The sequence below is a fragment of the Streptacidiphilus sp. MAP12-33 genome, assembly GCF_041261265.1.
GTDB lineage: Bacteria > Actinomycetota > Actinomycetes > Streptomycetales > Streptomycetaceae > Streptacidiphilus.
In genome coordinates, this window is sequence record NZ_JBGCCA010000005.1 from 73,199 (window position 1) to 98,361 (window position 25,163).

General features: G+C 73.6%; 22 protein-coding genes. 12 read left to right on the forward strand and 10 right to left on the reverse strand.

The features are described from left to right. Positions 1–73: 73 nt before the first annotated feature. From ABH931_RS07375 to ABH931_RS07395, 5 genes are all read right to left on the reverse strand, one after another. On the reverse strand, positions 74–1,105 hold the full coding sequence (locus ABH931_RS07375) for a LacI family DNA-binding transcriptional regulator (RefSeq protein ID WP_370111093.1): 1,032 nt from the start codon (positions 1,103–1,105) through the stop codon (positions 74–76). Between the two features lie 29 nt (positions 1,106–1,134). Beyond that, the gene (locus ABH931_RS07380; RefSeq protein WP_370111095.1) at positions 1,135–3,315 is read right to left on the reverse strand and encodes a putative Ig domain-containing protein; all 2,181 of its coding nucleotides are present in this window, start codon (positions 3,313–3,315) and stop codon (positions 1,135–1,137) included. 191 nt (positions 3,316–3,506) lie between these two features. Beyond that, the gene (locus ABH931_RS07385) at positions 3,507–4,355 is read right to left on the reverse strand and encodes an SAM hydroxide adenosyltransferase (RefSeq protein ID WP_370111097.1); all 849 of its coding nucleotides are present in this window, start codon (positions 4,353–4,355) and stop codon (positions 3,507–3,509) included. 202 nt (positions 4,356–4,557) lie between these two features. Beyond that, positions 4,558–6,183: a helix-turn-helix domain-containing protein gene (locus tag ABH931_RS07390; RefSeq protein ID WP_370111099.1), complete on the reverse strand. Its 1,626-nt coding sequence runs from the start codon at positions 6,181–6,183 to the stop codon at positions 4,558–4,560. Between the two features lie 151 nt (positions 6,184–6,334). Further along, on the reverse strand, positions 6,335–6,679 hold the full coding sequence (locus tag ABH931_RS07395; RefSeq protein ID WP_370111101.1) for an ArsR/SmtB family transcription factor: 345 nt from the start codon (positions 6,677–6,679) through the stop codon (positions 6,335–6,337). A gap of 94 nt (positions 6,680–6,773) precedes the next feature. Between ABH931_RS07395 and ABH931_RS07400 the strand changes: the two genes are divergently transcribed. Together ABH931_RS07400 and ABH931_RS07405 are read left to right on the forward strand one after the other, a co-directional pair. Beyond that, a complete protein-coding gene (locus ABH931_RS07400) occupies positions 6,774–8,930 on the forward strand; it encodes a heavy metal translocating P-type ATPase (RefSeq protein ID WP_370111103.1) in 2,157 nt (718 codons plus the stop codon). Then, entirely contained in the window at positions 8,927–9,352 is a 426-nt protein-coding gene (locus tag ABH931_RS07405) for a (2Fe-2S) ferredoxin domain-containing protein (RefSeq protein WP_370111105.1), read from the forward strand. The genes ABH931_RS07400 and ABH931_RS07405 overlap by 4 nt, the downstream gene beginning before the upstream one ends. Before the next feature lie 127 nt (positions 9,353–9,479). Here the strand turns inward: ABH931_RS07405 and ABH931_RS07410 are convergent, their stop codons facing one another. Together ABH931_RS07410 and ABH931_RS07415 are read right to left on the reverse strand one after the other, a co-directional pair. Continuing rightward, positions 9,480–10,367: a PspA/IM30 family protein gene (locus ABH931_RS07410; RefSeq protein ID WP_370111107.1), complete on the reverse strand. Its 888-nt coding sequence runs from the start codon at positions 10,365–10,367 to the stop codon at positions 9,480–9,482. Positions 10,368–10,760: 393 nt separating this feature from the next. Then, the gene (locus tag ABH931_RS07415; RefSeq protein WP_370111109.1) at positions 10,761–11,453 is read right to left on the reverse strand and encodes a substrate-binding domain-containing protein; all 693 of its coding nucleotides are present in this window, start codon (positions 11,451–11,453) and stop codon (positions 10,761–10,763) included. Between the two features lie 100 nt (positions 11,454–11,553). Here ABH931_RS07415 and ABH931_RS07420 point away from each other — a divergent pair, with 100 nt between their 5' ends. From ABH931_RS07420 to ABH931_RS07460, 9 genes are all read left to right on the forward strand, one after another. Continuing rightward, a complete protein-coding gene (locus tag ABH931_RS07420; RefSeq protein WP_370111111.1) occupies positions 11,554–12,321 on the forward strand; it encodes an IclR family transcriptional regulator in 768 nt (255 codons plus the stop codon). Between the two features lie 210 nt (positions 12,322–12,531). Beyond that, positions 12,532–13,755 carry a 4-hydroxybenzoate 3-monooxygenase gene (locus ABH931_RS07425; RefSeq protein WP_370111112.1) on the forward strand — a complete coding sequence of 408 codons (1,224 nt, stop codon included), beginning with the start codon at positions 12,532–12,534 and terminating at the stop codon, positions 13,753–13,755. A gap of 28 nt (positions 13,756–13,783) precedes the next feature. Beyond that, positions 13,784–14,809: an amidohydrolase family protein gene (locus tag ABH931_RS07430; RefSeq protein WP_370111113.1), complete on the forward strand. Its 1,026-nt coding sequence runs from the start codon at positions 13,784–13,786 to the stop codon at positions 14,807–14,809. A gap of 35 nt (positions 14,810–14,844) precedes the next feature. Further along, positions 14,845–15,534 (forward strand): 4-carboxy-4-hydroxy-2-oxoadipate aldolase/oxaloacetate decarboxylase, encoded by a 690-nt coding sequence (ligK, locus tag ABH931_RS07435; protein ID WP_370111115.1) that lies wholly within the window; start codon positions 14,845–14,847, stop codon positions 15,532–15,534. A 3-nt stretch (positions 15,535–15,537) separates the two neighbouring features. After that, complete coding sequence (locus tag ABH931_RS07440; RefSeq protein ID WP_370111117.1) at positions 15,538–16,473, forward strand: amidohydrolase family protein; 936 nt, start codon at positions 15,538–15,540, stop codon at positions 16,471–16,473. A 4-nt stretch (positions 16,474–16,477) separates the two neighbouring features. Next, positions 16,478–17,785, forward strand: a complete 1,308-nt coding sequence (gene ligA / locus ABH931_RS07445; protein WP_370111118.1) for a protocatechuate 4,5-dioxygenase subunit alpha — start codon at positions 16,478–16,480, stop codon at positions 17,783–17,785. 1 nt (position 17,786) lies between these two features. Further along, entirely contained in the window at positions 17,787–18,758 is a 972-nt protein-coding gene (locus tag ABH931_RS07450; protein ID WP_370111120.1) for a Gfo/Idh/MocA family oxidoreductase, read from the forward strand. 135 nt (positions 18,759–18,893) lie between these two features. Next, positions 18,894–19,541, forward strand: a complete 648-nt coding sequence (locus tag ABH931_RS07455) for a MarC family protein (RefSeq protein WP_370111122.1) — start codon at positions 18,894–18,896, stop codon at positions 19,539–19,541. A gap of 11 nt (positions 19,542–19,552) precedes the next feature. Continuing rightward, positions 19,553–19,855 carry a hypothetical protein gene (locus ABH931_RS07460; protein ID WP_370111123.1) on the forward strand — a complete coding sequence of 101 codons (303 nt, stop codon included), beginning with the start codon at positions 19,553–19,555 and terminating at the stop codon, positions 19,853–19,855. A gap of 211 nt (positions 19,856–20,066) precedes the next feature. Here ABH931_RS07460 and ABH931_RS07465 read toward each other — a convergent pair whose 3' ends face one another. Then, positions 20,067–21,296 (reverse strand): hypothetical protein, encoded by a 1,230-nt coding sequence (locus ABH931_RS07465; protein ID WP_370111125.1) that lies wholly within the window; start codon positions 21,294–21,296, stop codon positions 20,067–20,069. Between the two features lie 81 nt (positions 21,297–21,377). Then, the gene (locus ABH931_RS07470) at positions 21,378–22,370 is read right to left on the reverse strand and encodes an NAD(P)H-dependent oxidoreductase (protein WP_370111127.1); all 993 of its coding nucleotides are present in this window, start codon (positions 22,368–22,370) and stop codon (positions 21,378–21,380) included. Positions 22,371–22,499: 129 nt separating this feature from the next. Between ABH931_RS07470 and sigJ the strand changes: the two genes are divergently transcribed. Next, positions 22,500–23,531, forward strand: coding sequence for an RNA polymerase sigma factor SigJ (sigJ, locus tag ABH931_RS07475; protein ID WP_370111129.1), 1,032 nt, complete (start codon positions 22,500–22,502; stop codon positions 23,529–23,531). A gap of 19 nt (positions 23,532–23,550) precedes the next feature. Here sigJ and ABH931_RS07480 read toward each other — a convergent pair whose 3' ends face one another. Then, positions 23,551–25,044, reverse strand: a complete 1,494-nt coding sequence (locus ABH931_RS07480) for a hypothetical protein (RefSeq protein ID WP_370111131.1) — start codon at positions 25,042–25,044, stop codon at positions 23,551–23,553. Positions 25,045–25,163: the final 119 nt, after the last annotated feature.

Consider the following 25,163-nt stretch of genomic DNA (forward strand, 5'->3'; position numbering starts at 1 on the left):
CTCACTACGGCCGTGCGGCTCGTTCCGACCGCCCGGCTCACTCCGGCGGTGCGGCTCGTTCCGACCGCCCGGCTCAGTCCGGCCCCGTGGTGCGCGGACGGGACCGGCGCGGACGCCGGGCCGTCGACCCGCGCACGACCAGCTGCGTCGGCAGCGTCAGGACCGTTTCCGCGCGCGGCGGTTCGTGCCGGATCTGCCGGTGGAGGTCCCGGAAGGCCTCGGTGCCGATCGCGCGCAGCGGCGCGGCGACGGTGGTCAGCGCGGGCGTGCAGAAGTCGGAGCCGAAGATGTTGTCGAACCCCACCACGCTGACCTGCCCGGGTGCCTCGACCCCCGCCTCGGCCAGGCCCCGCAGGAGCCCGATCGCCAGCAGGTCGTTGTAGGTCACCACTGCGCTGGGCCGCGACCGCAGCACCTCCGCGGCGGCGGCGAGACCGCCCGACACGGTCGGCGGTGTCGGGCCCATTCGGGCGACCTTCAGCCCGAACTCCGGGGCCAGGTCCAGCAGGGCGCGCCAGCGCCGCCCGTCCGCCCAGGAGGCCGCCGGGCCCGCCAGGTAGGTCACCGCCCGGTGGTCCAGCTCCCGCAGGTGCGTGAGCGCGCCGCGGACGCCCGCCTCGGTGTCGGCGACCACGCAGCGGATGCCCGGCACGACCCGGTTGAGCACCACCACCGGGCGCTGCTTGGCGACGGCGCGCACGGCCCGGTCGGACATCCGGGAACTCGCCAGCACCACGCCGTCCACGCCGGGCAGCAGTCGCTCCAGCGCGGTGCGCTCGTTCGCCTCGGACTCCTGCGCGTCCGCGAGCAGCAGCGTGTACCCTGCGTCCGCCGCGGCCTCCTCGACGCCGCGGATGATGCCGAAGTGCACGGGGTTGGTCACGTCCGACACGATCAGCCCGACCGCCCCGGTGCGCCCGCGCGGCGGGGCCTGCGCCGGCGAGGTGCCGCGGTAACCCAGCTCCGCGGCCGCGGCGTGCACCCGCGCGGCCGTCTCCGCGCCGACCCGGCCGGGCCGGGAGAAGGCGCGGGAGACGGTGGAGGGCGCCACGCCCGCCAGCCTGGCGACGTCGTAGATGGTGGGCGGGCGTGGTGCGTCGGTCACTCCGGCATGCTAAGCCGGGTCAGGGGGCTTCAGGACGTCGTGATGTCGTCGTAGTAGGTGTAGGTCGGGTCGCCCGGGTAGTTGTCGTCCTTGTTGGTCAAGGTCAGCGTGTAGCTGTCGCCGGCGATGATGCTCGCCGACTTCAGCACCCAGCCGGAGGTCGGGTTCACGCAGGTCTTGGCCAGCACGGTGGTGGTGGTCCCCGTGGTGTTGTTCTTCAGGCTGACCGTGGCCCAGTCGTAGGTGACGGTGTCCGGGCAGGTCACGTCGTAGTAGAAGGACAGCTTGGTCGTGCCGGTCGGCGCGGTGAAGGTCTGTGCCGCGGTCGAGGTGGTGCTCGGGTTCGTGGAGCCGAGCATCGCGCCGTAGCTGCCGGAGTGCTTCGCGGCCGTGGTCACGGTGGCGACACCGGTGGTGGTCCAGTTGGAGAAGCTGCCGGTCTCGAACCCGCCGTTGAGCACACCGTTGCCGCCGCCACCGCTGGGGTTGACCGTCCAGGTGAAGGACGCGGAGCCGGAGGCGCCGGTGCTGTCCGTCGCGGTGACCGTCACGGTCGAGGTGCCCGCGGTGGTCGGGGTGCCGGAGATCAGGCCGGAGGAGGAGATGATCAGGCCCGCCGGGAGACCGGTGGCGGAGTAGGTCAGGGACGCGCCGCCGGAGTCGGTCGCGCTGATCTGGAGCGAGGCGGCCGTGCCGACGGTGCCGGTCTGGTTGCCGGGGTTGGTCACGGTGACGGTGTTGCCGCCGGTCGACGTGCCGACGGGCAGGCCCCCGGCGGGCGCGTACATCGCCACGTCGAAGGTGCTGCCGCTCGGGGCGTGCGCGATCGGGATCACCGTGACGGCGTTGCCGCCGGCCAGGACCGAGGTGGAGATGTAGTCGCCGAACATCCGCCCCTGGGAGGTGTTCGGCAGCCAGGCCAGCGTCATCGGGCCGGCCAGCTGGACGGGCGTGCTCCAGGTGGTGCCGCCGTCGGTGGACGAGACGTACCCGGCGTCCAGCTGGCAGGTCGTGTCCGTGCAGTTGGCGTTCGGGTAGTAGTAGTACGTCAGACCGATCCGGGCGGTGCTCCCCGAGCTGGAGGGGTCCACGCCGATGCCGGCCGTGAAGTGGTCGGCGGTGCTGGTGACGGCGTCGATCGGCACCCGCACCGGCGTGCTCCACGAGGTGCCGTTGGTGGAGGTCGACATGATGATGTCGTTGCTCGGGCAGCCGCTGCGGAAGCGGCAGTCCGACCAGACCGCGTAGACCTTGCCGGAGGCGTCGATCTCGGCGGAGGGCAGCGGGCTCTCCCGCAGGGTGTCCCGCGGGGAACGGCCGGTGATGTCGTTGGCGGCGTCCTCCAGACCCGACACCGTGTGGTGCGAGACGGTGGCGATCTGCACGCTGGAACCCCAACTGCTGCCACCGTTGGTGGAGACGAAGGCGCGCTCGGCGTTGGAACTGGCCGAGGAGAACGGCACGATGACGGTGCCGCCGGGCTGCACGACCGGCTGGCCGCCGAGCCCGCTGGGGCTGTCGGCCGGGCTCAGCTCCGAGCCCCAGGTCTGGCCGCCGTCGGTCGAGGTGCGCATGTGCTCGGCGTCCCCGGCGTTGGCGTCGTCGTACTCGGTGTAGCAGTGGCCGTAGTACGGGCTGGCGGAGTGGTTGTCGCAGACGGTCCAGTTCTTGTCGTCGAAGGTGCCGGTGGAGATGACGACCGGGTTGCCCCAGGTGTGCCCGCCGTCGGTGGAGCGGCTCAGGTCCACGTCGACGTTGCCGCTGGCGTCGATGCCCAGCCAGGACACCATCCAGACGCCGTCCTTGACGTCGTAGGCGACGGACGCGTCGCTGACCTGGCCGTAGGGCCCGCCGGTGTTGGCGGTGGTGGCGGGCATGAAGCCGTCGGTCCAGGTCTGGCCGCTGTCGGTGGAGGTCGCCCAGCCGATGTTGGACGCGCCACCACCGGAGACCCGGCCGACCTGGAACGCGGAGACGATGGTGCTCCCGTAGCTGAACGTGTCCGGCTCGACCTCGGTGGCGTGTTGTGCCTGGGAGTCGGAGTACGGATCACTGCTGACCTTGGTGAGGGTCGGCGTGGCGGGATGCGCGGAGTGGCCCTGGGTGGCGGCAGCCGCGGCGCTGCCGGTGAACGCCGGTGCGGTGAGGATCAGCGCCGTGGCGAGGGCGCCGACGAGGGGTAACGGGCGCTTGCTGGTCGGTCCGGGCATGACTCTCCTGGTGTGGGAGGACGTACCGATGGGTGCCGGCGGTCCGCCGACACGGGACAGGCGCATCGTGGTGTCACCACCGGCCGTGGGGAAGTCCTCGTGAGTGGCGGGAACATGACACGAGGATGGCGCCTTCCCGCCGGATACGGCCCGCCGTGGCGTGGACACGGGCGGGCCGACGAGCCGGGCGGTCAGGCCGGGGAGAGCAGGCGGTCGCCCTGGCGCAGGGCGAACAGCTCGGCGGCGGAGCCGCCGCGGACCACCAGCTCGGCGAAGCCGACGCCGGAGCTCCCGGTGGTGAACCCGGCCTCGCCGCGCGGCACGTCGGGCAGACGGTCGTAACAGCGCACCTGGACCGGGCGCCCGTCGCGGCGGCTGCGCACGACGATCGCGCCCCGCTCGGCGTAGCCGGGCAACTCGGCGGCGGGGATGTCCAGCTTGCAGTTGCCGAAGTTGTCGATCACGGCGATCCGCGGGTTCTCCGCCCCCGCGTGCGCCCCGGCGGGCACCGGCACGGGCTGCGTCTCGGCCGGCACGGGGTGGCCGTCCACCAGCCAGCGGGCCAGCAGCGGCACGTACCACAGGCTGCGGAACTGGGTGTGGACGATCTCCTCGACCTGCTCCGCGGTGAACTGCGCCCACTGCCCCGCCGCCGCCTCGACCACCTCGCGCACGTCCGTCACATGTACCTCGGTGACCCCGAGGTGGGCACCGACCGAGGCCAGCACGCGCGGGCTCAGGGTGGAGACCACCAGGTGCCCGCGGTAGGTGAACCAGCAGAACGGCACACCGTTGGGCCAGTGGCCGTCCCGGGGGGCGATGTTGACGAGCACGACCAGCGGCTCGGTCGTGCCGCCGATCAGGTCGGTGGCCCGGAGCAGGTCCAGCAGCGTCAGCGCCGCGGCGCCCTCGGGGTCGTCCCCGGCGAGGGGCAGGATGCTGGGCGTGGCGCCGAAGAGGGCGGCGATCCGTGCCGCCTGGCGGGCCTGGGCGTTGGCGTCGGCGCAGTCGGTGAGGGCGATGACGGGTCGGTGGGTCACGGCAGGGGTCCTTGCGGCTCGTTCGGGAGGGGCTGGGCGGGAGGGGCTGGACGGGAGAGGCGGGGCAACAAAAAAAGGACCCTCCGTTTCCGGAGGGTCCTTCGCGTCTGTGTGCGCGCAGGCTTCGCTAGCGAAGCGCCTCCGGTGGCGGGGGCATCATTCGCATCATGGCGGGGCTGGTGGGGCGCTGCATGCCGGGACCCTAACACGGCTCCCCGGCGGTCCTGCCGGACCCGTCCGCCATGTGGATGGGCGGGTGGGTCCCGCCGCCTTCCGCCAGGTCGAGGGTCCGGACCGCCAGCCACAGCTCGTGCCGTTGGGAGGGCGGCCGCAGCAGTGAGCGGCCGAGGAGCTCCTCCGCGCGGGCCAGACGCTTTCGGACGGCCGTGACGGAGATCGTCAGCTCCCCGGCGGTGGGCGTGAGCCGGGCGTCGTGCCGCAGCCAGACGTCCACGGTGCGGGCCGCGTCGGGTGCGGCGTCGAGCGGGGCGAGCAGTCCCTGTGCCCAGTCCACCATGGCGGGCCGGGCGAGCAGCTCGTCCAGCGACGGCACGTCGGGCGCGTCGACACCCGTCCCGGGCCCGGTCCCTGTCCCGGGCCCGGTTCCGATGTCTGTCGCGGGCCCGGCTTCGGTGCGCAGGGCCAGGGCGAGCCGGGACTGGTCGGCGAGCCGGTCGAGATCGAGGCCGAGCAGCTCCTCGATCCGGTGCAGCCGGGCGGCCAGGGTGTTGCGGTGGATCTTCAGTAGGGAGGACGCGCCGGAGGAGAAGGCGAGCCAGGCGTGCGCGGTCACGGCGAGCTCGGCGCCGTCGGGGTCCTGGGGACGCTGGGGGAGGTGGGCCCGCAGCGGCTGGAGCAGCTGCCCGGCCCACCGCCGGACCACCGCGTCGGTGACCAGGGCGGGATCGGGGCGGTGGGTGAAGGCGGCCCACCGCTGCGTCCGGGTCCGTGCGTCGACCAGGGCGTGGAACGCCTGCGCGTAACCCACGGCGGTGTCGCGCACGGGGACGGCGTCGCTGACGCCGACCAGGCACTCGTCCGTGGCGGCGGTGACGGCGGTCGCGAACGGGGAGGGGTGCGCCGCCGGCGCGTCGGGGTCGGCCGGGACCAGGACCAGGATGTGGTCGTCGTAGACGGGGCAGGGGACGACCCAGGCCTCCGGCAGGATCTCGGCGCAGCGGCGGGCCAGCGGATTCTTGATCCGCGGCGGCGTGGCGACCACGTGGAAGCGCAGCACGTCGGGCAGGACCGGGCCCAGCACGTCGGCGATCTGACGTGCCGTGGAGACGTGACCGTTCATCAGCAGGTGCAGCACCGCCTCGCGGTTCCTGGACTCGGCGATCTCCACGCGGCGCAGCCGCGTCGCGGTGCGCTCCTCCCGCCGGCACAGGGCCAGCGCCGGAGCGGCGTCGGCGAGCAGCAGGGCCAGGCCCTCGACCGCGGGTGCGGTGGCGACGGCGGTGAGCACCGGTGCGGTCCTGTCGGCCGCCGCACCGCTCAACGTGACGGCGACGGCTGTGACGCCCTCCTCGTCCAAGGTCAACGTCCCCAGGGCGCGGGAGCGCAGGGCATGCGCGGCGCGGCGGGCCGGCCCGGTGCGGCCCTGGTCCGGCGGTTGCGTCCCGGTGTCGCCCGGTTCGGCGTCGCCCGTGGCCAGGATCGCGCCGTCGGCGCCGACGAGGCGGATCCGCGCGCCGGTGCGTCCGGAGAGCCAGCGCAGCACCGATCCGGTCCCGCCCTTGCGGGCCGAGCGCTGGATCGCCAGCACGTCGTCGGCCCGGCGGTCGCGCCGACCGGGAGCGGACGTGGGGGCAGCCGGAGTGTTCACGCGGTCCTCGTTCGTCGTCGTCACTGTGCAGTCCGACACCGGGAGAGGGGGAGCACTGTGCACGGCGAAACTAGGCAGCGCATGCCGGTCTTGTCTAGATTGCCCGTGTCCTCGCGCGGACGGGGGTCGCGCGAGGACAGTTCACGCCCCGTCAGCCGGCCGCCGGGGCCCGGAGGTGCTCGACGTGGCCGAGGGCCTGGTCGAGCAGGTCCGCGACGTGGTTGTCGTAGAGGGAGTAGACGATCGAGCGGCCGCGCCGCTCGGCGTTGACCAGGCCGAGATTGCGCAGCAGGCGCAACTGGTGCGAGCAGGCGGAACGTTCCATGCCGACGGCGTCGGCCAGATCGGTGGCCGCGCACGGGCCTTCCTGGAGCTGGGCCAGGATCAGCAGCCGTGACGGGGTGGCCAGCGCCTGCAGGGTCGTCGCGACGGCGGTCGCGCCCACGGCGTCGAGGCGCTCGCGCGCGGTGCTGGTGGTGCTGATCCCATGGCCCATGCGACCATCATACCGAGAACGCGTGACGACCTGTTCACATGTTCCCGTATAGTGGAGTGCCGAACCTGCCCCTCCGCTTGGAAGAACCATCCTGATGTCGAGCACCCTCCTCGAACGCCCCGCCGCGCCCGCGGCAGCCGCCGCCCCCCGGCGCAGGACGCGTGTGCTGGCGCTGGCCGAGGCCCGTTGGGCGCTCGCGGCGCTGGTCCTGTTCCTGGTCGCGCTGCCGCTCCAGCTCTCCGGGGCCCCCGGGTGGGCGTGGGGGCCGCTGTACGCGCTCTGCTACGCGGCGGGTGGCTGGGAGCCCGGCTGGGCCGGGCTGACCGCGCTGCGCGAGAAGACCCTCGACGTCGACCTGCTGATGGTCGTCGCCGCGCTCGGTGCGGCCGCGATCGGGCAGGTGCTGGACGGCGCGCTGCTGATCGTCATCTTCGCCACCTCGGGCGCCCTGGAGGCGCTGGCCACCGCCCGCACCGCCGACTCCGTGCGCGGCCTGCTCGACCTCGCCCCGGCCACCGCCACGCGTCTGCTCGCCGACGGCACCGAGGAGAACGTCGCCACCGCGGAGCTCGCGGTCGGCGACGTGGTCCTGGTCCGCCCGGGGGAGCGCGTCGGCGCCGACGGCCGGGTCCTGGACGGCGCGAGCGAGGTCGACCAGGCGACCATCACCGGCGAGCCGCTGCCGGTGCCGAAACAGGTGGGCGACGAGGTCTTCGCCGGCACGCTCAACGGGACCGGCGCGCTGCGCGTCCGCGTCGAGCGCGACGCGAGCGAGTCCGTCATCGCCCGCATCGTCGCCATGGTGGAGGAGGCGTCGCAGACCAAGGCGCCGACGCAGCTCTTCGTAGAGAAGGTCGAGCAGCGCTACTCGATCGGCATGGTCTGCGCCACCGTCGCCGTGTTCGTGATCCCGCTCGCGCTCGGCGCCGACCTGTCCGGCGCGCTGCTGCGCGCCATGACGTTCATGATCGTCGCTTCCCCGTGCGCGGTCGTCCTCGCCACCATGCCCCCGCTGCTGTCCGCCATCGCCAACGCCGGACGGCACGGCGTGCTGGTCAAGTCGGCGGTCGTGATGGAGCAGCTGGGCCGGACGCAGGCCGTGGCGCTCGACAAGACCGGCACCCTGACCGAGGGCACGCCCCGCGTCGCCGACCTGTGCCCGCTTCCGGGCAGCGGACTGAGCGACGCCCAACTGCTGGCGCTGGCCGCGGCCGTGGAGCACCCCAGTGAGCACCCGCTCGCCCGGGCCGTCGTCTGCGCCGCCCGGGCCCGCGAGCTGACCCTGGTCCCGGCGGAGGAGTTCACCTCCACCCCCGGTGTCGGTGTCACCGCGCGGGTCGGCGGACGCGTGGTCGCCGTGGGCGCGCCCGCGCGCCTGCTGGACCGGGGCCCGGACGCGGCGGCGTCGGCCGCGTGGGCCGTCGCGGACCGGCTGGAGGAGGGCGGCCGGACGGCCGTGCTCGTCCTGCGGGACGGCGCGCCGGTCGGCGTGCTCGGCATCGCGGACCGCCTGCGCCCGGACGCGGCCGCGACGGTCGCGCGGCTGGGCGCGCTCACCGGGCGGACCCCGATCCTGGTCACGGGCGACAACCCGCGCGCGGCGGGTCGGCTCGCCGCCGAGGTCGGCATCACCGACGTCCGCGCCGGCCTGCTGCCGCAGGACAAGGTCGCGGCCGTGGCCGAGCACGAGCAGGCCGGCCTGCGCACCCTGGTGATCGGCGACGGCGTCAACGACGCCCCCGCGCTCGCCGCCGCGCACACCGGCGTCGCGATGGGCCGGGCGGGCTCCGATCTCGCCCTGGAGACGGCCGACGCGGTCGTCGTCCGGGACGAGCTGGCCACCGTCCCCACCGTGATCGCCCTGTCGCGGCGCGCGCGGCGGCTGGTGGTGCAGAACCTCGTGGTCGCCTCGGTGTTCATCACCGCGCTGGTGGTCTGGGACCTGGCCGGCCGCCTGCCGCTGCCGCTGGGCGTGCTCGGGCACGAGGGCTCCACCGTCCTCGTCGGCCTCAACGGCCTGCGCCTGCTGCGCGACGCTGCCTGGCGCCGTGCCGGCGAGGCGTCCCCGGCGGGCGTGGCGGGTGTGGAGGCCGAGGCCGGCGCTGCGGCCACGGCCGGAACGTCCGGCGGTGTGGCCACGGCCGGAACGTCCGGCGGTGTGGCCACGGCCGGAACGTCCGGCGCTGCCGGCGCGGGTTCGGCCGACGCGGCGGACCTCGCCCGGAAGACCGGCGTGGAGGTGTCCCGGTGAGCCGTCGCGGGGGCCGTGCCGCGCAGAAGGCGCAGGCCGACGAGCGGGCGGGAGCGGCGCGTCCCACTGTCACCGTCTGCCGCGGCTGCTGCTGTGGCACGCCGAAGATCCCGCGCCTGGACCACGCCGCGCAGCTGCGTGAGCTGCGGACGGCTCTCGCGGACAGCGCGAGCGTGCGGGTGGTGGACTGCCTGGACGCCTGCGAGCAGGCCAACGTGATCGTCGTCCAGCCCTCCGCCGAGGGCCGCCGCGCGGGCGGCCGCCCCACCTGGCTCGGCCTGGTCAACGACCCCGGCGCCACCGCCGACATAGCCACCTGGACGGCCTCGGGCGGCCCGGGCCTCGCCGACCCGCCGGACATCCTCGACCTCTACGCCTTCCAGCCCTCCCGCCGCGTCCGCCACGCGGTCGAGGAGGACTGAGCCCCCGGCCTCCGGCCGGCCGAGTCGGCATCAGGGTCACCCGGTGCGCCGGCACGCCGCAGGCGGACCACCTGGGCGGGCAGGCTGCGGCGTGAGGGCCGGGGCGCTGCCCCGCCTCGTGGCGGGCTCAGTCGTTCGGCCCGCGCTTGCCCGGGCCCGCCGCGTCCGTCCCGGGCTCCGCGGGCGCCGGGGGCTCTCCGGCCTCGGCCGGCACCCCGCCGCCTGCGGGCTCCGGGGCCGATCCGCCTTCCGCCGCCTCCGCGGGCGCGGGCCGTTCCGGGGCGGGTTCCAGGGAGGCGGGCGGCTGGGCTGCGGCGGCGAGTTCGGCCTTCATCGCGGCCAGTTCGGCCTCCACCTCGCCGCCGGAGGTGACCGCGTCCAGCTGCGCTCCCAGCTCGTCCCGGGCGAGCGGGGAGGCCGGGTCGTCGAGGGCTCCCGAGGCTGTCAGCTCGTCCAGTGCCGCGGCGCGGGCCTGGAGCTGCTCGGTGCGGTCCTGGGCCCGCTGCATCGCGGCGCCGATGTCCTCCATGCCGCCTGCGATCCCGGTCGCGGACTCGCTGATGCGGGTCTGCGCCTCGGCGGCCGTGTAGGCGGCCTTCACGGTCTCCTTGCGCGTGCGGAACGCGTCGACCTGCGTCTCCAGCCGCTGCGAGGCGGCGGTGAGTTTCTCCTCCTCCTGCTGGAGGGCGGCGAGCTGCTCCTGCAGTTCCGCGTCCTGCGCGAGGACGGCGGTCCTCCTGGTCAGCGCCTCGCGGGCGAGGTCCTCGCGGTTGGCGGAGAGGGCCTTTCCGGCCTGTTCCTGAAGCGTGGCGGCGGACCGGGCGAGCTGCGTGCGCTGCAGCTCGACCCGCTTGCGGCTGGTGGCCACGTCCGCCAGCCCGCGCCGGACCTGCTGCAACAGCTGTGTCTGGCGCTGGTAGGCGTAGTCCAGGACCTCGCGCGGGTCCTCGGCGTGGTCCAGCGCCTTGTTCGCCTTGGCCTTGAACAGTCCGGTGGTGCGTTGCACGAGTCCCATCCGGCTCGCCTCCCTGTAGGAGAGTGCTTGCGGCCCACCAGTCTCCTGCCCCCGCCGCGCACCGGCTACGCGCCCGCCGGGACTCCCGTCGCGCTGCCGGCGGAGTGATCTTCCCCGAGGGCGTCGGTGTCGCTTCCGTTCACCGGACTTGTCCTGCGACCGCCAACATGCCGATCACATGCGCTGGGCTCTGACACGGGCGGAGGCCGCCCTGCAGGTGCAGGTGCAGGTGCAGGTGCAGGTGGGCCTCGAGCGGTCGTCGGATGGCCGGACGTCCGACTGACCACATCCGCAGCGGTGGCCGAACAGTCGCCGTCGGCGGGGCGGCCAGCCGGACTTCGGGTGCCTGCGTCCGGTCCCGTCTCCGCGCCTCCGCCACGGAGCCAGGCCGTCCTACGCGGCGGCGCGCATGCCGTGGGAGTGGGCCGTTCGGGCCGACGCGGCCGAGGTCAACAGGGTGAGGAGGTCGGCGGCGCGGGAGGGTCGGGCCGAGGTTGTCAGGACGGCGCCGCTGAAGGTCGATTCGATCGCCGTCGTGCCCGGCAGGGGGCCGAGGATGGTCACGGCCGGGAGGTTCATCAGTTCGCTGTGCTGCTGGAACGCCAGGTCCGCCGCGCCGGAGGCGAGGAGGGTGCCGACCGGGACCCCGGGCGGGGCCTGGAGCAGGCGGTCGGTCAGCTGGTCGGTGAGGCCGAGGCGGGTGATCAGGTCGAGGACGGCGGTGCCGCTGGGGCCGGTGGAGTAGGCGATGTGCTGCGCCGTCAGCAGCGCGGCCCGCAGATCGGCTTCCGTGGCGAGGGCCGGGGCCGGTGCCCCCGCGGGTACCGCCGCGACGACCTGGGAGACCCACAGCGGCCGGACCGTGTCCGCGCGCACGTGCCCCTCCGCCGCCAGCGCGGCCAGCGCGTCGTCGGCGAGGACCAGGACGTCGGCCGCCGCGCCCGCGCGGACGCGGCGGGCGATGTCGACGCCGCCGGCGGAGTCGAAGCGGACCGGCAGCGCGTGCGTGAGCCGGAGGCGCTCGGACAGCTCGGCCAGGAGCAGCCTCGTTGCCATCGAGGACAGTCCGGAAATCTCTTGCTCCACGTCGCTTCCTCCAAGCGTCCGACGCGCGTCTGCGCAGCTCAACGGCTTAACGGCTTAACGGCTTAACGGCTCAAACGGTGCGTTCTGCGAAACTGGGCGGGTGAGCGAAACCCAGAGCACCGCGGCGGGAAAGGTTCTCCGGATCCTGTCGACCTTCGACCGCGAGCGCCAGTCGCAGACCCTGTCGGAGATCGCTCAGCGTACCGGCCTCGCTCTGAGCACCACGCACCGCGTCGTCGGCGAGCTGGCCGCCTGGGGTGCGCTCGAACGCGACGAGGACGGCTCCTGGCACGTCGGCCTGCGCCTGTGGGAGATCGCCTCGGGTGCCCCGCGCACGCAGATCCTGCGGGACGTGGCACTGCCGTTCATGCAGGACCTGTACGAGGCCACGCACGAGAACATCCAGCTCGCCGTGCGGGAGGGGACCGAGCTGGTCTTCGTCGAGCGGATCGCCGGGCACCGCTCCGTCGAGCTGCTCACGATGGTCGGCTCCCGGTTCCCGATCAGCGCCACCGGCATGGGCCGGGTGCTGCTCGCCCACGCGCCGGCGGACATCCAGGAGGCCGTGCTGGACGCGCCCCTGCGCGCCTGGACTCCGCACACCGTCACCGACGCGAAGACCCTGCGGGCGCAGCTGGACCGGATCCGCCGCGAGCACGTGATCGTGAGCGACCGGCAGCTCTCCGAGAGCACGGTTGCCGTGGCCGCGCCGGTGCGGATCGGGCGGACCGGGCCGGTCAGCGCCGCGCTCGGGATCGTCATCGCGGCGCGCGGCGCCAGCCGGGCGCGCGGGCTGCGGGAGCCGCTGCTGCGGGCCGCGCAGGGGATCTCCGAGGAGCTCGGCCGAAGGGCCCGCACCACGGGCTGAACCATCGGCCGCACCACGGGCTGAACCATCGGCCGCACCACGGGCTGAACCATCGGCCGCACCACGGGCTGAACCATCGGCCGCACCACCGGCCGCACCACCTGAGCCCGACTCGGCTTCCGTCAGGCGGAAACACTGCTGACCGGCCGCCGGTCCTGCTGCGAGCGTTCGATGCGTTCCGGACCGCAGTCGCTCAGGAGACGCAACGCCATGGCCCAAGCCACCACCACCGACACCGTCGACACCGTCACCTCGGTGCCCGTCGCGGTCGTCGGCGCCGGCCCCGCCGGACTGATGCTGGCGCACCGGCTCGGGCGCGCCGGTGTCGAGAGCGTCGTGATTGACACCCGGACCCGGCACCAGATCGAGACCACGCAGCGCGCGGGCATCCTGGAGGCCGACTCGGCCCGGGACCTGGTCGAGACAGGTGTCAGCGACCGGATCCTGCGCGAGGGCCACGAGCACGAGGGCATCGAACTGCGCTTCGGCGGTCAGGCGCACCGCATCCACTTCAAGGACCTCGTGGGCGCGTCGGTCTGGCTCTACCCGCAGACCGACGTCTTCACCGATCTCGCCGACGCCCGCGAACGCGACGGCGGCGCCGTGCACTTCGGCATCAGCGACACCGAGGTGCGCGACGTCGAAACCGACGCACCCCGGGTCCGCTTCACCGCGCCCGACGGGACGCGGCACGAGATCCGCGCGCGCTACGTCGTGGGCGCGGACGGGTCGCGCAGCACGTGCCGGGACCTGGTGCCCGAGGACCGCCGGGTGCGGGTCGGCGCCGAGTACCCCTTCGCCTGGTTCGGCATCCTCGCCGAGGCGCCGGCCAGCGCGCCGGAGCTGGTCTACGCGCACTCCGAGCACGGCTTCGCGCTGATCAGCCAACGGACCGAGACGGTGCAGCGGATGTACTTCCAGTGCGCGCCCGACGAACAGGTCGACGCCTGGTCCGATGCCCGGATCTGGGAGACGCTCCAGGCCCGGGTGGCGGGTCAGGACGCGTTCAGGCTCCACGAGGGGCCGATCACCGACAGGGCCGTGCTGCGTTTCCGCTCCTTCGTGCAGGAGCCGATGCGCTGGGGTTCGCTGCTGCTGGCGGGCGACGCCGCGCACACCGTGCCGCCGACCGGCGCCCGCGGCCTGAACCTCGCGCTGCACGACGTGAAGGTCCTCGCCGAGGTGCTGGTGCGCGCCCTCGGCGCGGAGGGCGCGGCAGCGCTCGACGCCTACCAGCCGCAGGCCCTCCAGCGGATCTGGCGGGCGCAGAACTTCTCCTCCTGGATGACCCGGCTGCTGCACACCGCGCCGGACGCGACGCCGTTCGACCTGCGGCGCCAACTCGGCGAACTGGACAACGTGGTGGGCACCCGGGCAGGCCGCGCCTACCTCGCCGAGCAGTACACCGGCTGGCCCACCCGCGGCATCGGCTGACCACCCCCACAGCTCCCGAGGACCAGACATGATCATCGACTGCCATGGCCACTTCACGACCGCACCGGAGCAGCTGGCCCGGTGGCGGGACCGGCAGATCGCCGCGATCGGATCGCCGCAGCACGCCCCCGACCCCGACGAGCTGGTCATCACCGACGACGACCTGCGCCGGGCGATCGAGGAGAACCAGCTCCGCCTGATGGACGAGCGCGGCAGCGACCTGACCATCTTCTCCCCGCGGGCCAGCTTCATGGCCCACCACATCGGCGACTTCGAGGTCTCCTCGGTGTGGGCGCGCATCTGCAACGACCTGGTCCACCGGGTCGCCGCGCTCTACCCCGACCGGTTCGCCATGGGCGCGATGCTGCCGCAGTCGCCCGGCGTCGACCCCGCCACCTGCCTGCCCGAGCTGCGCCGCGCGGTCGAGGAGCTCGGTGCGGTCACCGTCAACCTCAACCCCGATCCCTCGGGCGGCCGGTGGACCGCGCCGCCGCTGACCGACCGCAGCTGGTACCCGCTCTACGAGGCGATGGCCGAGTACGACATCCCCGCGATGATCCACGTCAGCACCTCGTGCAACCCGGCCTTCCACACCACCGGCTCGCACTACCTCAACGCCGACACCACGGCGTTCATGCAGTTGGTCCAGGGCGACCTGTTCGCCGACTTCCCGACCCTGCGGTTCGTGATCCCGCACGGCGGCGGCGCGGCGCCCTACCACTGGGGCCGGTTCCGGGGCCTCGCGATGGCGCTCGGCCGGCCGGACCCGGAGACACTGCTGGACAACGTCTTCTTCGACACCTGCGTCTACCACCAGCCCGGCATTGACCTGCTCACCCAGGTGATCCCCAGCCGCTCGGTGCTCTTCGCCAGCGAGATGATCGGCGCGGTCCGCGACGTCGACCCGCGCACCGGCCACTACTTCGACGACACCAAGCGGTACGTCGAGGCCACCCCCCACCTCTCCGACGCCGAGCGTGCCGCCGTCTACAGCGGCAACGCCCTGCGCGTCTACCCCCGCTTGGCCGCGCGCCTCGCCGCCGCCGGCCGCTGAACCCGCTGACCCTGCTGACCCGAGGAGCAGAAGCCATGGAACACACCGAACTCGGCGTCGTCCACACAGCCGTCACCCGCGCCGACCCGGCGGCCGTCGCCGCGCTCTCGGCGTTCGGCGTCGCAACGATCCACGAGGCCATGGGCCGGGTCGGCCTGACCCGCCCCTACCTGCGGCCGGTCTACCCGAAGGCGCGCCTGTGCGGCACCGCCGTCACCGTGCTGCTCCAGCCCGGCGACAACTGGATGCTGCACGTCGCGGCCGAGCAGATCCAGGACGGCGATGTCGTCGTCGCGGCCTGCACCACCGAGAGCGAGGACGGCTTCTTCGGCGAGTTGCTCGCCACCTCGTTCCGGGCGCGCGGCTGCAAGGGCCTGGTCATCGACGGCGGTGTGCGCGACGTGGCCGAGCTGGAGCAGATGGACTTCCCCGTCTTCTCCCGGGCGGTCAACGCCAAGGGCACGATCAAGGCGACGCTCGGCTCGGTCAACGTGCCGGTCGTCTGCGCCAACGCGCTGGTGCGTCCGGGTGACGTCGTCGTCGCCGACGCGGACGGCGTCGTGGTCGTGCCGCGCGAGCGGGCCGCCGAGGTGGCCGAGGCCTGCGCGAAGCGGGAGGCGAACGAGGAGGGCAAGCGCGCGCGGTTCTGCGCGGGCGAGCTGGGCCTGGACCTGTACGGGATGCGAGGCCCGCTGGCCGAGCTCGGACTGCGTTACGAGGACTGAAGAATGAGCACAGAGTTCGAGAAGACCCCCGGCTGGCTCGACTGGTACGCGGGCCCGAGCCGCCCCCGGTTCACCCTGCCCGAGGGCGCCGTCGACGCGCACTGCCACGTCTTCGGCCCCGGCGCGCAGTTCCCCTACGCGCCCGAGCGCAAGTACACCCCGTGCGACGCGTCCAAGGACCAGCTCTTCGCGCTGCGCGACCACCTCGGCTTCGCCCGCAACGTCGTCGTCCAGGCGACCTGCCACGGCGCCGACAACAGCGCCATGGTCGACGCCCTGCGCGCCTCCGGCGGCCGGGCGCGCGGCGTCGCCACGGTTCGGCGCGACGTCAGCGACGCCGAGCTGCGCGAGCTGCACGAGGCGGGCGTGCGCGGCGTGCGGTTCAACTTCGTCAAGCGGCTCGTCGACGCCGCGCCCCAGCAGGACCTGCTGGACATCGCCGCGAAGATCGAGCCGCTGGGCTGGCACGTCGTCGTCTACTTCGAGGCCGACGACCTGGCCGACCTGCGCGAGTTCTTCCTCTCCGTCCCGGTGCCGCTGGTGGTCGACCACATGGGCCGGCCCGACGTCACCAAGGACCCGGACGGGCCGGAGTTTGCGGCCTTCCTCGACCTCATGCGGGCCAGGGACGACATCTGGTGCAAGGTGACCTGCCCGGAGCGGCTCTCCGTGAGCGGTCCGGCGGCGCTCGCCGGCGAGCAGCGGGCCTACCGCGACGTGGTCCCGTTCGCCCGGCGCGTGGTCGAGGAGTTCCCCGACCGGGTGCTGTGGGGGACGGACTGGCCGCACCCGAACCTGACCGACCACATGCCTGACGACGGGTTGCTCGTCGACTTCGTCCCGTACATCGCACCGACGGCGGAGCTCCAGCGCAAGCTGCTCGTCGACAACCCCACGCGTCTGTACTGGCCCGAGACCACCACCTCCGAGGAGGGCTGACCCCGTGTCATTGGACAAGACCTACAAGCTCGTCCCCGGAACGACGATCTTCGACGCCGAGCAGTCCGCCAAGGGCTACCACCTCAACCAGTTCTGCATGTCGCTGATGACCGCGGAGAACCGGGCCGCCTTCCTCGCCGACCAGCGCGCCTACCTCGACGCCTGGCCGCTGCGCGAGGAGCAGAAGCAGGCCCTGCTCGACCACGACCTCAACGCCGCGATGCGCGAGGGCGGCAACATCTACTTCCTCGCCAAGTGGGGTGCCGCGCTGGGGCTCTCGTTCCAGCAGATGGCAGGCTCCATGACCGGCATGAGCGAGGAGGAGTACCGGGCGATGATGGTCGCCGGCGGCCGCTCCGTCGAGGGCAACCGGATCGACCACGCGGTGCTGGAGGCCGCCCACGCCGACCAGGCGCCCCCGGCCGAGCACGCCGTGATCACCGGCGCCGTCTTCACCTCGCACGTGCCGGCGATTGGCGCGGCCCTGGACCACCACAAGACCGAGGAGCCGTACTGGAAGCCCGTTTTCGAGGGCTACGCGTACTCCAAGCAGTGGGAGCGGGACAACCTGCCCGACGTGGTCTTCCTGGTCTACAACGACCACGCCACCGCGTTCGACCAGTCGATCGTCCCGACGTTCGCCCTCGGCACCGGCGCCGCCTACCCGGCCGCCGACGAGGGCTACGGTCCCCGGCCGGTCCCCGGCATCGAGGGGGATCCGGACCTGGCCGCGCACATCGCGCACTCCCTGATCCGGGACGACTTCGACCTGACCCTGGTCAACGAGATGACGGTCGACCACGGCCTGACCGTCCCGCTGTCGCTGATGTTCGGCGACGTCGAGAGGTGGCCCTGCAAGGTGATCCCGCTCCACGTCAACGTGGTGCAGTACCCGGTGCCGTCCGGCGCCCGCTGCTTCGAGCTCGGCCGGGCGCTGCGCCGCGCGATCGAGTCCTACGAGCGCCCGCTCACGGTGCAGATCTGGGGCACCGGCGGCATGAGCCACCAACTGCAGGGCCCCCGCGCCGGGCTGATCAACCGGGTGTGGGACAACGCCTTCCTGGACCGGCTGATCGAGGATCCGGCCGGCCTGGCGCAGCTCCCGCACCTGGAGTACGTCGAGGAGGCGGGCTCCGAGGGGATCGAGCTCGTCATGTGGCTGATCGCGCGCGGCGCGATGAGCGACGTCGACGACACCGGGACGGTGCAGGTCAGACACCGCTTCTACCATGTCCCGGCGTCCAACACCGCCGTGGGCCACCTGATCCTGGACAACCACCCGCGGGCCGTGGCGCCCGCCTCGGAGGAGTGACATGACCGAGCAGAAGACCGTGCGGATCGCGCTCGCCGGAGGCGGCGCCTTCGGCGCCAAGCACGCGGCGGCGCTGCGCCGGATCGAGGGCGTCGAGCTGGTCGCCGCCGTCAGCAGCCGCCTGGAGAGCGCGCGGAAGTTCGCCGCCGAGCAGGGCATCGACCGCGCCGCGGCGAACCTCGACGAGGTGCTCGCCATGGACGACGTCGACGCCGTCATCCTGGCCACCCCCACCCAGTTGCACGCCGCGCAGACGCTGGCCTGCCTGGAGGCGGGCAAGCACGTGCAGACCGAGATCCCGCTGGCCGACTCCCTGGCCGACGCCGAGGCGTGCCTGGCCGCGCAGCGGCGCACCGGGCTGGTCGCGATGGTGGGGCACACCCGGCGGTTCAACCCCAGCCACCAGTGGGTGCGCCGGCGCATCACGGCGGGGGAGTACCGGATCCAGCAGTTGGACGTGCAGACCTACTTCTTCCGCCGCACCAACCTCAACGCGCTGGGCCAGGCCCGTTCCTGGACCGACCACCTGCTGTGGCACCACGCCGCCCACACCGTGGACCTGTTCGCCCACCAGACCGGCTCGCCCATCGTGCAGGCCAACGCGATCCAGGGCCCGATCCACCCCGAGCTCGGCATCGCGATGGACATGTCGATCCAGCTCCGCGCCGAGAACGGCGCCATCTGCACGCTGTCGCTGTCGTTCAACAACGACGGTCCGCTGGGCACCTTCTTCCGCTACATCGGCGACACCGGCACCTATCTCGCCCGTTACGACGACCTGTACACCGGCAAGGACGAGCCGATCGACGTCAGCGGCGTCGACGTCTCCATGGACGGCATCGAGCTGCAGGACCGCGAGTTCGTCGCCGCCATCCGCGAGGGGCGCGAGCCCAACGCGTCCATCGCCCAGGTGCTGCCGTGCTACCGCACGCTGGCGCAACTGGAGCAGCAGCTCCGGGCTGTCGCGCCCTGAGCACGCCGCCCGCCGCGGGCCCCCGCCAGACCCGGCTGTTCGAGGCTCCCGCGATCGGCCAGGGCTGATCGACACGGAGCGCCGCGGGGCGGCGGGCTGAGGCGGCGGCCGGTCACCCTGCGGGATGATCGGCCCATGTCGTCGATCACCGGCCCGCTCAATGTCACCAGCACCTTCGTCACCTTCTTCGCGGTCGTCGGACCGCCGAAGGTGATGCTGACCTTCGCCCAGGTGGCGCGGGAGCGCTCCGCGCCCGTGGCCCGACGGGTGGCGCTGCTCGCCTCGGCCGCCTCGGCGATCCTGGGCGCGCTGTGTGCGTGGACGGCGCCCTATGTGACGGAGTTCTTCCACATCAGCGCGGAGTCGCTGGAGCTGGCCGGCGGGATCATCTTCTTCCTCTACGCCGTCGGACTGGTGCTCGGCTTCCACTTCGGCGGCGACAGCGAGGAGCAGGCGGACGAGATGCACCCGCTGATCTCCGGCTTTCGCGAGCTGCTGCTGCCCTACGTGGTGAGCCCGCTGGCGGTCACCGCCGTCCTGGTTGAGTCCATCAGCCGCGACGGCTGGGCCTGGCGCAGCAGCGTCGTCGCCTCCTTCGTGGCCGTGGCGGCGATCGACGCGGTCTGCATGGTCGCGACGACGGGCCTGCTGCGCAAGGTCCACACCACGACGCTGGAGATGTGCTCGCGACTGCTGGGCCTGCTGCTGGCGGCGGTGGGTGTGGAACTGTTCCTGACGGGCCTGGACCGGGCGATCTCCGGTTGGCCCGCCGGCTCGCACTGACGGAGGTCACGATGGAGGAGCGGTGGACGTCCTCGGGCGTGCGGCTGCGGCGGGCGTCGCTGAGCCCCGGGCGGTGGAACTGGCTGCTGGTGCCCGGCGGGCCGGGGCTCGGCTCGGAGTCGCTGGCGGGCCTGGTCGACCCGGAGGCGATGCCGGGAACGGTGTGGCTGGTCGACCTGCCCGGTGACGGCTCGAACCAGGGCTTCTCCGGTCCGCAGGTGGTGCGCCGCACGGTCGAGGGCGCGGGGCACTTCCCGTGGATCGAGAACCCCGCCGCCGTGCGTGACGCCCTGGCGGCCGTCCGGTCCCGTTAGAGGTCGCCACCGCCGTCAGCCGCCCAGGGCGCTGACCATGTTTCATCGGGGTCTCGATCTGGGCGCCGCCCGACGTCCCTGCCGGGTGCTCAGGGGGCATGGTGGAGCGGGGCCGTTCGGCGGGCGATGTGATGGGACGCCATCACATCGGCCCCGCCTGTGGCCCACCGGACCGCTGCGGTCCCCGACGGACGGCCCCGTCGGTCGGGGCTCAGCCCCGGGTGGTGAGCACCATGGGCAACGGCTGGGGCAGCGTGGACCTGCTGATGACGCCGAGGACGGTGATCGTCCCCTGGTAGTAGCCCACCGCCCACGGGCTGTACTGGGTGGTGGCGGTGTTCGCCGGCAGGCGCAGCGAGGCCGCCAGGCCGTTGCTGACGCGCAGTGCGTAGCCGTCGCCCGCGGCGTCGCCGGAGTCGCCCACGGCGACGACGCCTCCCGGCGCCGCGGCGACGCCCGTCAGCGGGCCCGCGTCCGCCGGGGCGGCGACCCGGCTCCAGCGGTGGCCGTTCCAGTGCTCGATCAGGGCGGTGTTGTGGCGGGCGCCGGGCGCCCGGAAGCTGCCGACCGCCCAGACGTCGTCGCCGTGGTGGGCGGCGACGCCCAGCAGCGCGCCGTCCGCGCCGTCGGCGCCGCCCGTGAAGCCGGCGAACGCCGCGTCGCGCTGCACCGTCCAGCTGTGGCCGTCGTAGTGCAGGGCGACGGGCACCGAGCGGTCGCCCTGGACGGTGACGCCCACGGCCCAGACGTCCTTGCCGGAGACGGCGGTGACCGAGTTCAGCAGCCAGGCGGCGCCGACCCGGGGCAGTGCCACGCGCTGCCAGGCCGTGCCGTTCCAGTGCGCGAGCAGGCCCTCGTCGTGGGAGCCGGCCCGCTGTCCGGCCGTGGCCGGATCGCTGATCTGGACCCAGCCCGCCGCCCACGCGTCCGACCGGTTCACGGCGGAGACGCTCAGCAGTCCGGCGCCCTGTGTGCGGGCCGGCACGGCCAGTTGCTGCACCGACCAGCTCCGGCCGTTCCAGTGCTCGGTGTAGACGCCGCCCGTCGGCGCGCCCTTCGCCCCCGTGGCCTGGTCGCCGACAAGCCAGCCGTCCCGGTCCGACACGGCGGCCACGGCGTTCATCCGCACCGGCACGTCCTTCGCCGTCGGCACGGCCCGCCAGCCGCCGCCGGTGCGGGAGTCGTGCGCGTACAGCACGGGCGAGAAGCCCGGCGTGTGCTGCGGCCCCCGGTCCCCGATCGCGGCGCCCACCACCCACACCGTGTGCGCGTCCGGCGCGGCGGAACCGAGCAGCGTCGCGTAACCCCCGGGCAGCTTCGCCGTCGTCCACGTCGCCGCGGCCCCGCCGGTCGCGCCGGCAGAGGTCCCCGCCAGGCCGAGGACGAGCAGTGCGGCGGCGGTTCCGGTGGCGGCGGCGCCCCGGAGAGTCGGCTTCATCATGGTCACTCCCTGTCGGGGCCCTCGCCCCGTCACCCCCTACGACTCACCGGCGGCCGATCTTGTTACAGGGATCGAGGGAGTTCACGGTTCGAGGTCGGCGCAGCCCCGCCCGGTCAGCACGTCGTAGGGCACCGAGACCTGGTCGTGGACGATCAGCCAGGTGCCGGCGACGCGCCGCAGGCAGAACGTGGCGCGCACCCACATCCCGTCCGTGGTGGCACCGTTGGCGAGCCTGCCGCTCAGCCGGCCGAAACCGTGGGCGAACGCGAGGTCGCCGCCGACCTGCACGCTCAGGTCGCGCATCTCGTACGCCACCTCGTCGAAGAACGCGAAGACCTCCGTCCAGTTCTTCAACTTCGCGTCGATGCCCACGTGCCGGAGCGGCGGCTGGACGTCGAAGGAGACGACGTCCGTGGTGTAGTTGCGACGCAGCGCGTCCAGGTCCTTGGCGTGGATGCCGTCCACGACGGCGGCGATCAGGGCGCGGATCTCCGCCTCGGGGTCCGCCCCCGTACGCAGCGTCGACAAGGCCGTGGTCCAGGCGAGGACCTTGTCCAGCATCCGGTCGAGCGATGCGACGGCGGCCTCGCTCGGGCGGAAGACCGTGCCGCCGTCCCCGAACTCGACCGCGAACGGCAGGATCACCGGCGCGGCCACTGCTGCCAGCCCCAACGCCGAAGCGGCCAGCTTGAGTTGCTCGACCGCCCGGACCCCGCCGTTCACGCCGTAGGAGACGAACCCGGCGGCCTTGTCGTTCCACTCCACGTAGAGGTGGTCCAGCGCGTTCTTCAACGCGCCCGGCAGGCCCAGGTTGTGCTCCGAGGTCACGAAGACGAACCCGTCGCACGCGGCCACCGCCGCGCCGAAGGCCGCGGTGCGCTCGTCCTCGTACGCGCCCCGGGACGCCATCGCCGGTATCGGCGAGGTCAGCAGCGGGAGCCGGTGGTCCGCCAGGTCGATCAGCCGGAAATCGGCGTCGGTCCGGCGTCCAGCCTGCTCCAGGACCCACTGCGCCACCTGGCCACCGCGGCGGCCGGAACGCACACTGCCCAGAACGATCCCGATCGTGGTCATGATCTGTCTGCCTCTTCCGTCGTGGTGAGCCCTTCGATCCCTACGACGAGACAGCCCGCCGGAATGTCAGGGCGGAATCCGTGGCGCTCGGCTGCTGACACTTCCCGGGGTTCGATCGTCGGAGTAGGTATGACCGACGCGACCGATCCCGCAGCCAGGCCCGCGGCCACACCCGCAGCCACACCCGCCGACTCCCTCGACGCGATCGCCGGCGAGCGCCGCCACCTGCTCAACCTCGGCTACCGGCTGCTCGGCTCGCTCGCCGAGGCGGAGGACGCGGTGCAGGAGACCTACGCGCGCTGGTATGCGATGTCCAGGCAGGAGCAGGACGCGATCGCGGTCCCCGCCGCGTGGCTGACCCGGGTGGCGGGCCGGATCTGCCTGGACCAGCTGGCCTCGGCGCGGGTCCGGCGCGAGCGGTACGTGGGGGACTGGCTGCCGGAGCCAGTGCCGGGCCCGGCGGAGTGGCTGACCGGCCGTCCGGGGTCCGGTGTCGCCTCGGCCGAGGCGGCGGACCCCGCCGACAGGGTGACCCTGGACGAGTCGGTCGGCATGGCGTTCCTGGTGGCGCTGGAGGCGATGACCCCGGCGCAGCGCGTGGCCCTGATCCTGCACGACGTGTTCGCCTACCCGTTCACCGAGGTGGCCGAGGTCACCGGCCGCACTCCGGCGGCCTGCCGGGAGCTGGCCTCGGTGGCGCGCCGCCGGGCCCGGGCCGCCTGCCCGCCCGGCGCCACGCCCGGCTCCGGCGGCGGCTCCGGCGCCGGTGCCGTGGCCGGTGGCGCGTCGACGGCCGAACAGGCCGCGCTGGTCCGGGACTTCCAGCGGGTTTGGCACGCCCAGGACCTCGACGGCCTGATCGCGCTGCTCGACCCGGACGCCGTCTTCACCGCCGACGGCGGCGGCGTGGTCCAGGCGGCCCCGCACCCGATCCACGGTGCGGCCCGCATCGCCGGGTTCGTCGTCGAGGTCGCCCGGCACGTCACCGCCACCGCCGTGGTGACGCTGCACGAGCGGCTGGTGAACGGGCGGCCGGGGCTGCTGGTGCGCATCGGCGACGAGACGTCGGCGGTCTACGCGTTCGACGTGGCGGCGGGGCGGATCACCCGGATCTGGGCGGTGCGGAACCCGGAGAAGCTGCGCCGCTGGGAGACGGAGTGAGCCGGCGCCGCCGACGGTCCTACGCCGGGGCGTCGGCGATGGGCGCCGCCGCCCGTGACCTCGCCGCCGCGTCGGCGAGCAGGGCCTGGAGGTCCTGCCGGGCCTCCGGGGAACGCAGGGCGTCGGCCGTGGCGGTGGCGACGTCGAGCACCGAGCCGTCAGGGGCCGTCACGCGCATCTGGTGCAGCACGTCGAGGCGCCGGTAGCCGTAGGTCAGCAGCTCGTGGAGGACCGCGTTGCTCGCGGCCACCCCCGGGCGCAGGGCCTGCTCCAGATCACCGACGATCCTCTCGTCCGAGTCCGCGAGGATCACCCGGGTCACCTCCTGCCGACCGTCGGCGGTGCTGAGCAGGTCCAGTACGTCGGCGGCCGTGGCGGGGCGCCCGAGTACCGTCGAGGCGGCCTCGTGCATGCCGCTCGTGGCCGGCGGCGGCCCGAACACCTGCGCGGGGTCGATGTCCCGCCAGGCGCGGGCCCGCGGCGTGCTGTTGGCAGGGATCAGCCTGCCGCCGTAGGCCCGTGCCATGACGCGGTCCAGGTCCGGCGGGACCACCGCCAGCACCGGCACCACGGCGGCCGTCGCGGTGGGCTGCTGCTCGGCCAGGTCGCCGAACTCCCCGGCCAGGGACGGGTGCACGTCCCGCAGTTCCCTGGCGATGGTGGCCACGAAGGCGCGGCGGTCCGCCGGCAGCGCGTACCCCTCCTCGCGGGCCTCCAGCCAGCCGCTGTACAGGTGCTCGGGGATCCTGCGGTGCCGCCGGACCAGACGGTGGTAGCCGGAGACGAACTCGTCGAAGGACATCAGCGTGCGGCCCGCCGCCAGCAGTGCCGCGGCCGCCGACTGCCGGGACCCTGCGGACACGACGGCCGCCTGGTCGGCGCGGTCCTCGATCTCGGTGGCGAACGCGTCGGTGCGCCGCAGGAAGACCGACGCCCTGCTCAACAGCCGGGCGGTCCGCCCTGCCGCGATCAGCTCCGGTACCGCACGGAACTGACGGCGCTTGTGCAGCACCTCGAACGCGGCCGCCGGGTGCGGCTCCCCGGTCACCGCGAGCGCGTGGGCGAGCACCACCCGCAGCTCGTCCGCGGACAGTGAGACGAGCAGCGGCAGACCCACCTGCACCACGACGGTGCGGCGCGGGAACCAGTGGATGCCCAGCCGGATGACCGGCTGGGGCACGATCGCCACCGCGGAGGGTCGCGGGAACCCGTTCTCCTCCGCCGCGCGCCGGGCGATCGCGACAGCCTCCGGGCAGAACCGCTGCGCGCGCGGACGCCGTTCGGACCGGCGGCCGAACGGCCAGGCGAGCAGGTAGAACAGGGCCAGCGCCGCCCCGACGAAGTACACCGGCCCCGGATTCCAGTCCGCCTTCACCTCCGCCCCGACGATCTGGAAGGCGACGACGGCGGCGAAGAGTCCGGGGCGGACCAGTGCGCCGAGCCGCCAGGCGCCGAGTCGGGCGCGTATGAGCTCACGTCGCGAGAGGCCGCCGGCGGGCCGCGAGTTCTGCATGGCGGCCTGTTCTACACCCACCGCCGAGGGCCCCGCCAGCCTGCTGCGCTGTTGCGCGGGCGGGGCTCATGCCGGATCGTTGTGATCATGGACACCACGCCCGCGCGACCTGGACGGAA

Coding starts and splice junctions, on each gene's coding strand:
- ABH931_RS07465 (WP_370111125.1), bottom strand. CDS start 21,296: ATGATGAAGCCGACTCTCCGGGGCGCCGCCGCCACCGGAACCGCCGCC.
- ABH931_RS07450 (WP_370111120.1), top strand. CDS start 17,787: ATGACCGAGCAGAAGACCGTGCGGATCGCGCTCGCCGGAGGCGGCGCC.
- ABH931_RS07410 (WP_370111107.1), bottom strand. CDS start 10,367: ATGGGACTCGTGCAACGCACCACCGGACTGTTCAAGGCCAAGGCGAAC.
- ABH931_RS07480 (WP_370111131.1), bottom strand. CDS start 25,044: ATGCAGAACTCGCGGCCCGCCGGCGGCCTCTCGCGACGTGAGCTCATA.
- ABH931_RS07430 (WP_370111113.1), top strand. CDS start 13,784: ATGATCATCGACTGCCATGGCCACTTCACGACCGCACCGGAGCAGCTG.
- ABH931_RS07395 (WP_370111101.1), bottom strand. CDS start 6,679: ATGGGCCATGGGATCAGCACCACCAGCACCGCGCGCGAGCGCCTCGAC.
- ABH931_RS07460 (WP_370111123.1), top strand. CDS start 19,553: ATGGAGGAGCGGTGGACGTCCTCGGGCGTGCGGCTGCGGCGGGCGTCG.
- ABH931_RS07400 (WP_370111103.1), top strand. CDS start 6,774: ATGTCGAGCACCCTCCTCGAACGCCCCGCCGCGCCCGCGGCAGCCGCC.
- ABH931_RS07380 (WP_370111095.1), bottom strand. CDS start 3,315: ATGCCCGGACCGACCAGCAAGCGCCCGTTACCCCTCGTCGGCGCCCTC.
- ligK (WP_370111115.1), top strand. CDS start 14,845: ATGGAACACACCGAACTCGGCGTCGTCCACACAGCCGTCACCCGCGCC.
- ABH931_RS07440 (WP_370111117.1), top strand. CDS start 15,538: ATGAGCACAGAGTTCGAGAAGACCCCCGGCTGGCTCGACTGGTACGCG.
- ABH931_RS07455 (WP_370111122.1), top strand. CDS start 18,894: ATGTCGTCGATCACCGGCCCGCTCAATGTCACCAGCACCTTCGTCACC.
- ABH931_RS07470 (WP_370111127.1), bottom strand. CDS start 22,370: ATGACCACGATCGGGATCGTTCTGGGCAGTGTGCGTTCCGGCCGCCGC.
- sigJ (WP_370111129.1), top strand. CDS start 22,500: ATGACCGACGCGACCGATCCCGCAGCCAGGCCCGCGGCCACACCCGCA.
- ABH931_RS07425 (WP_370111112.1), top strand. CDS start 12,532: ATGGCCCAAGCCACCACCACCGACACCGTCGACACCGTCACCTCGGTG.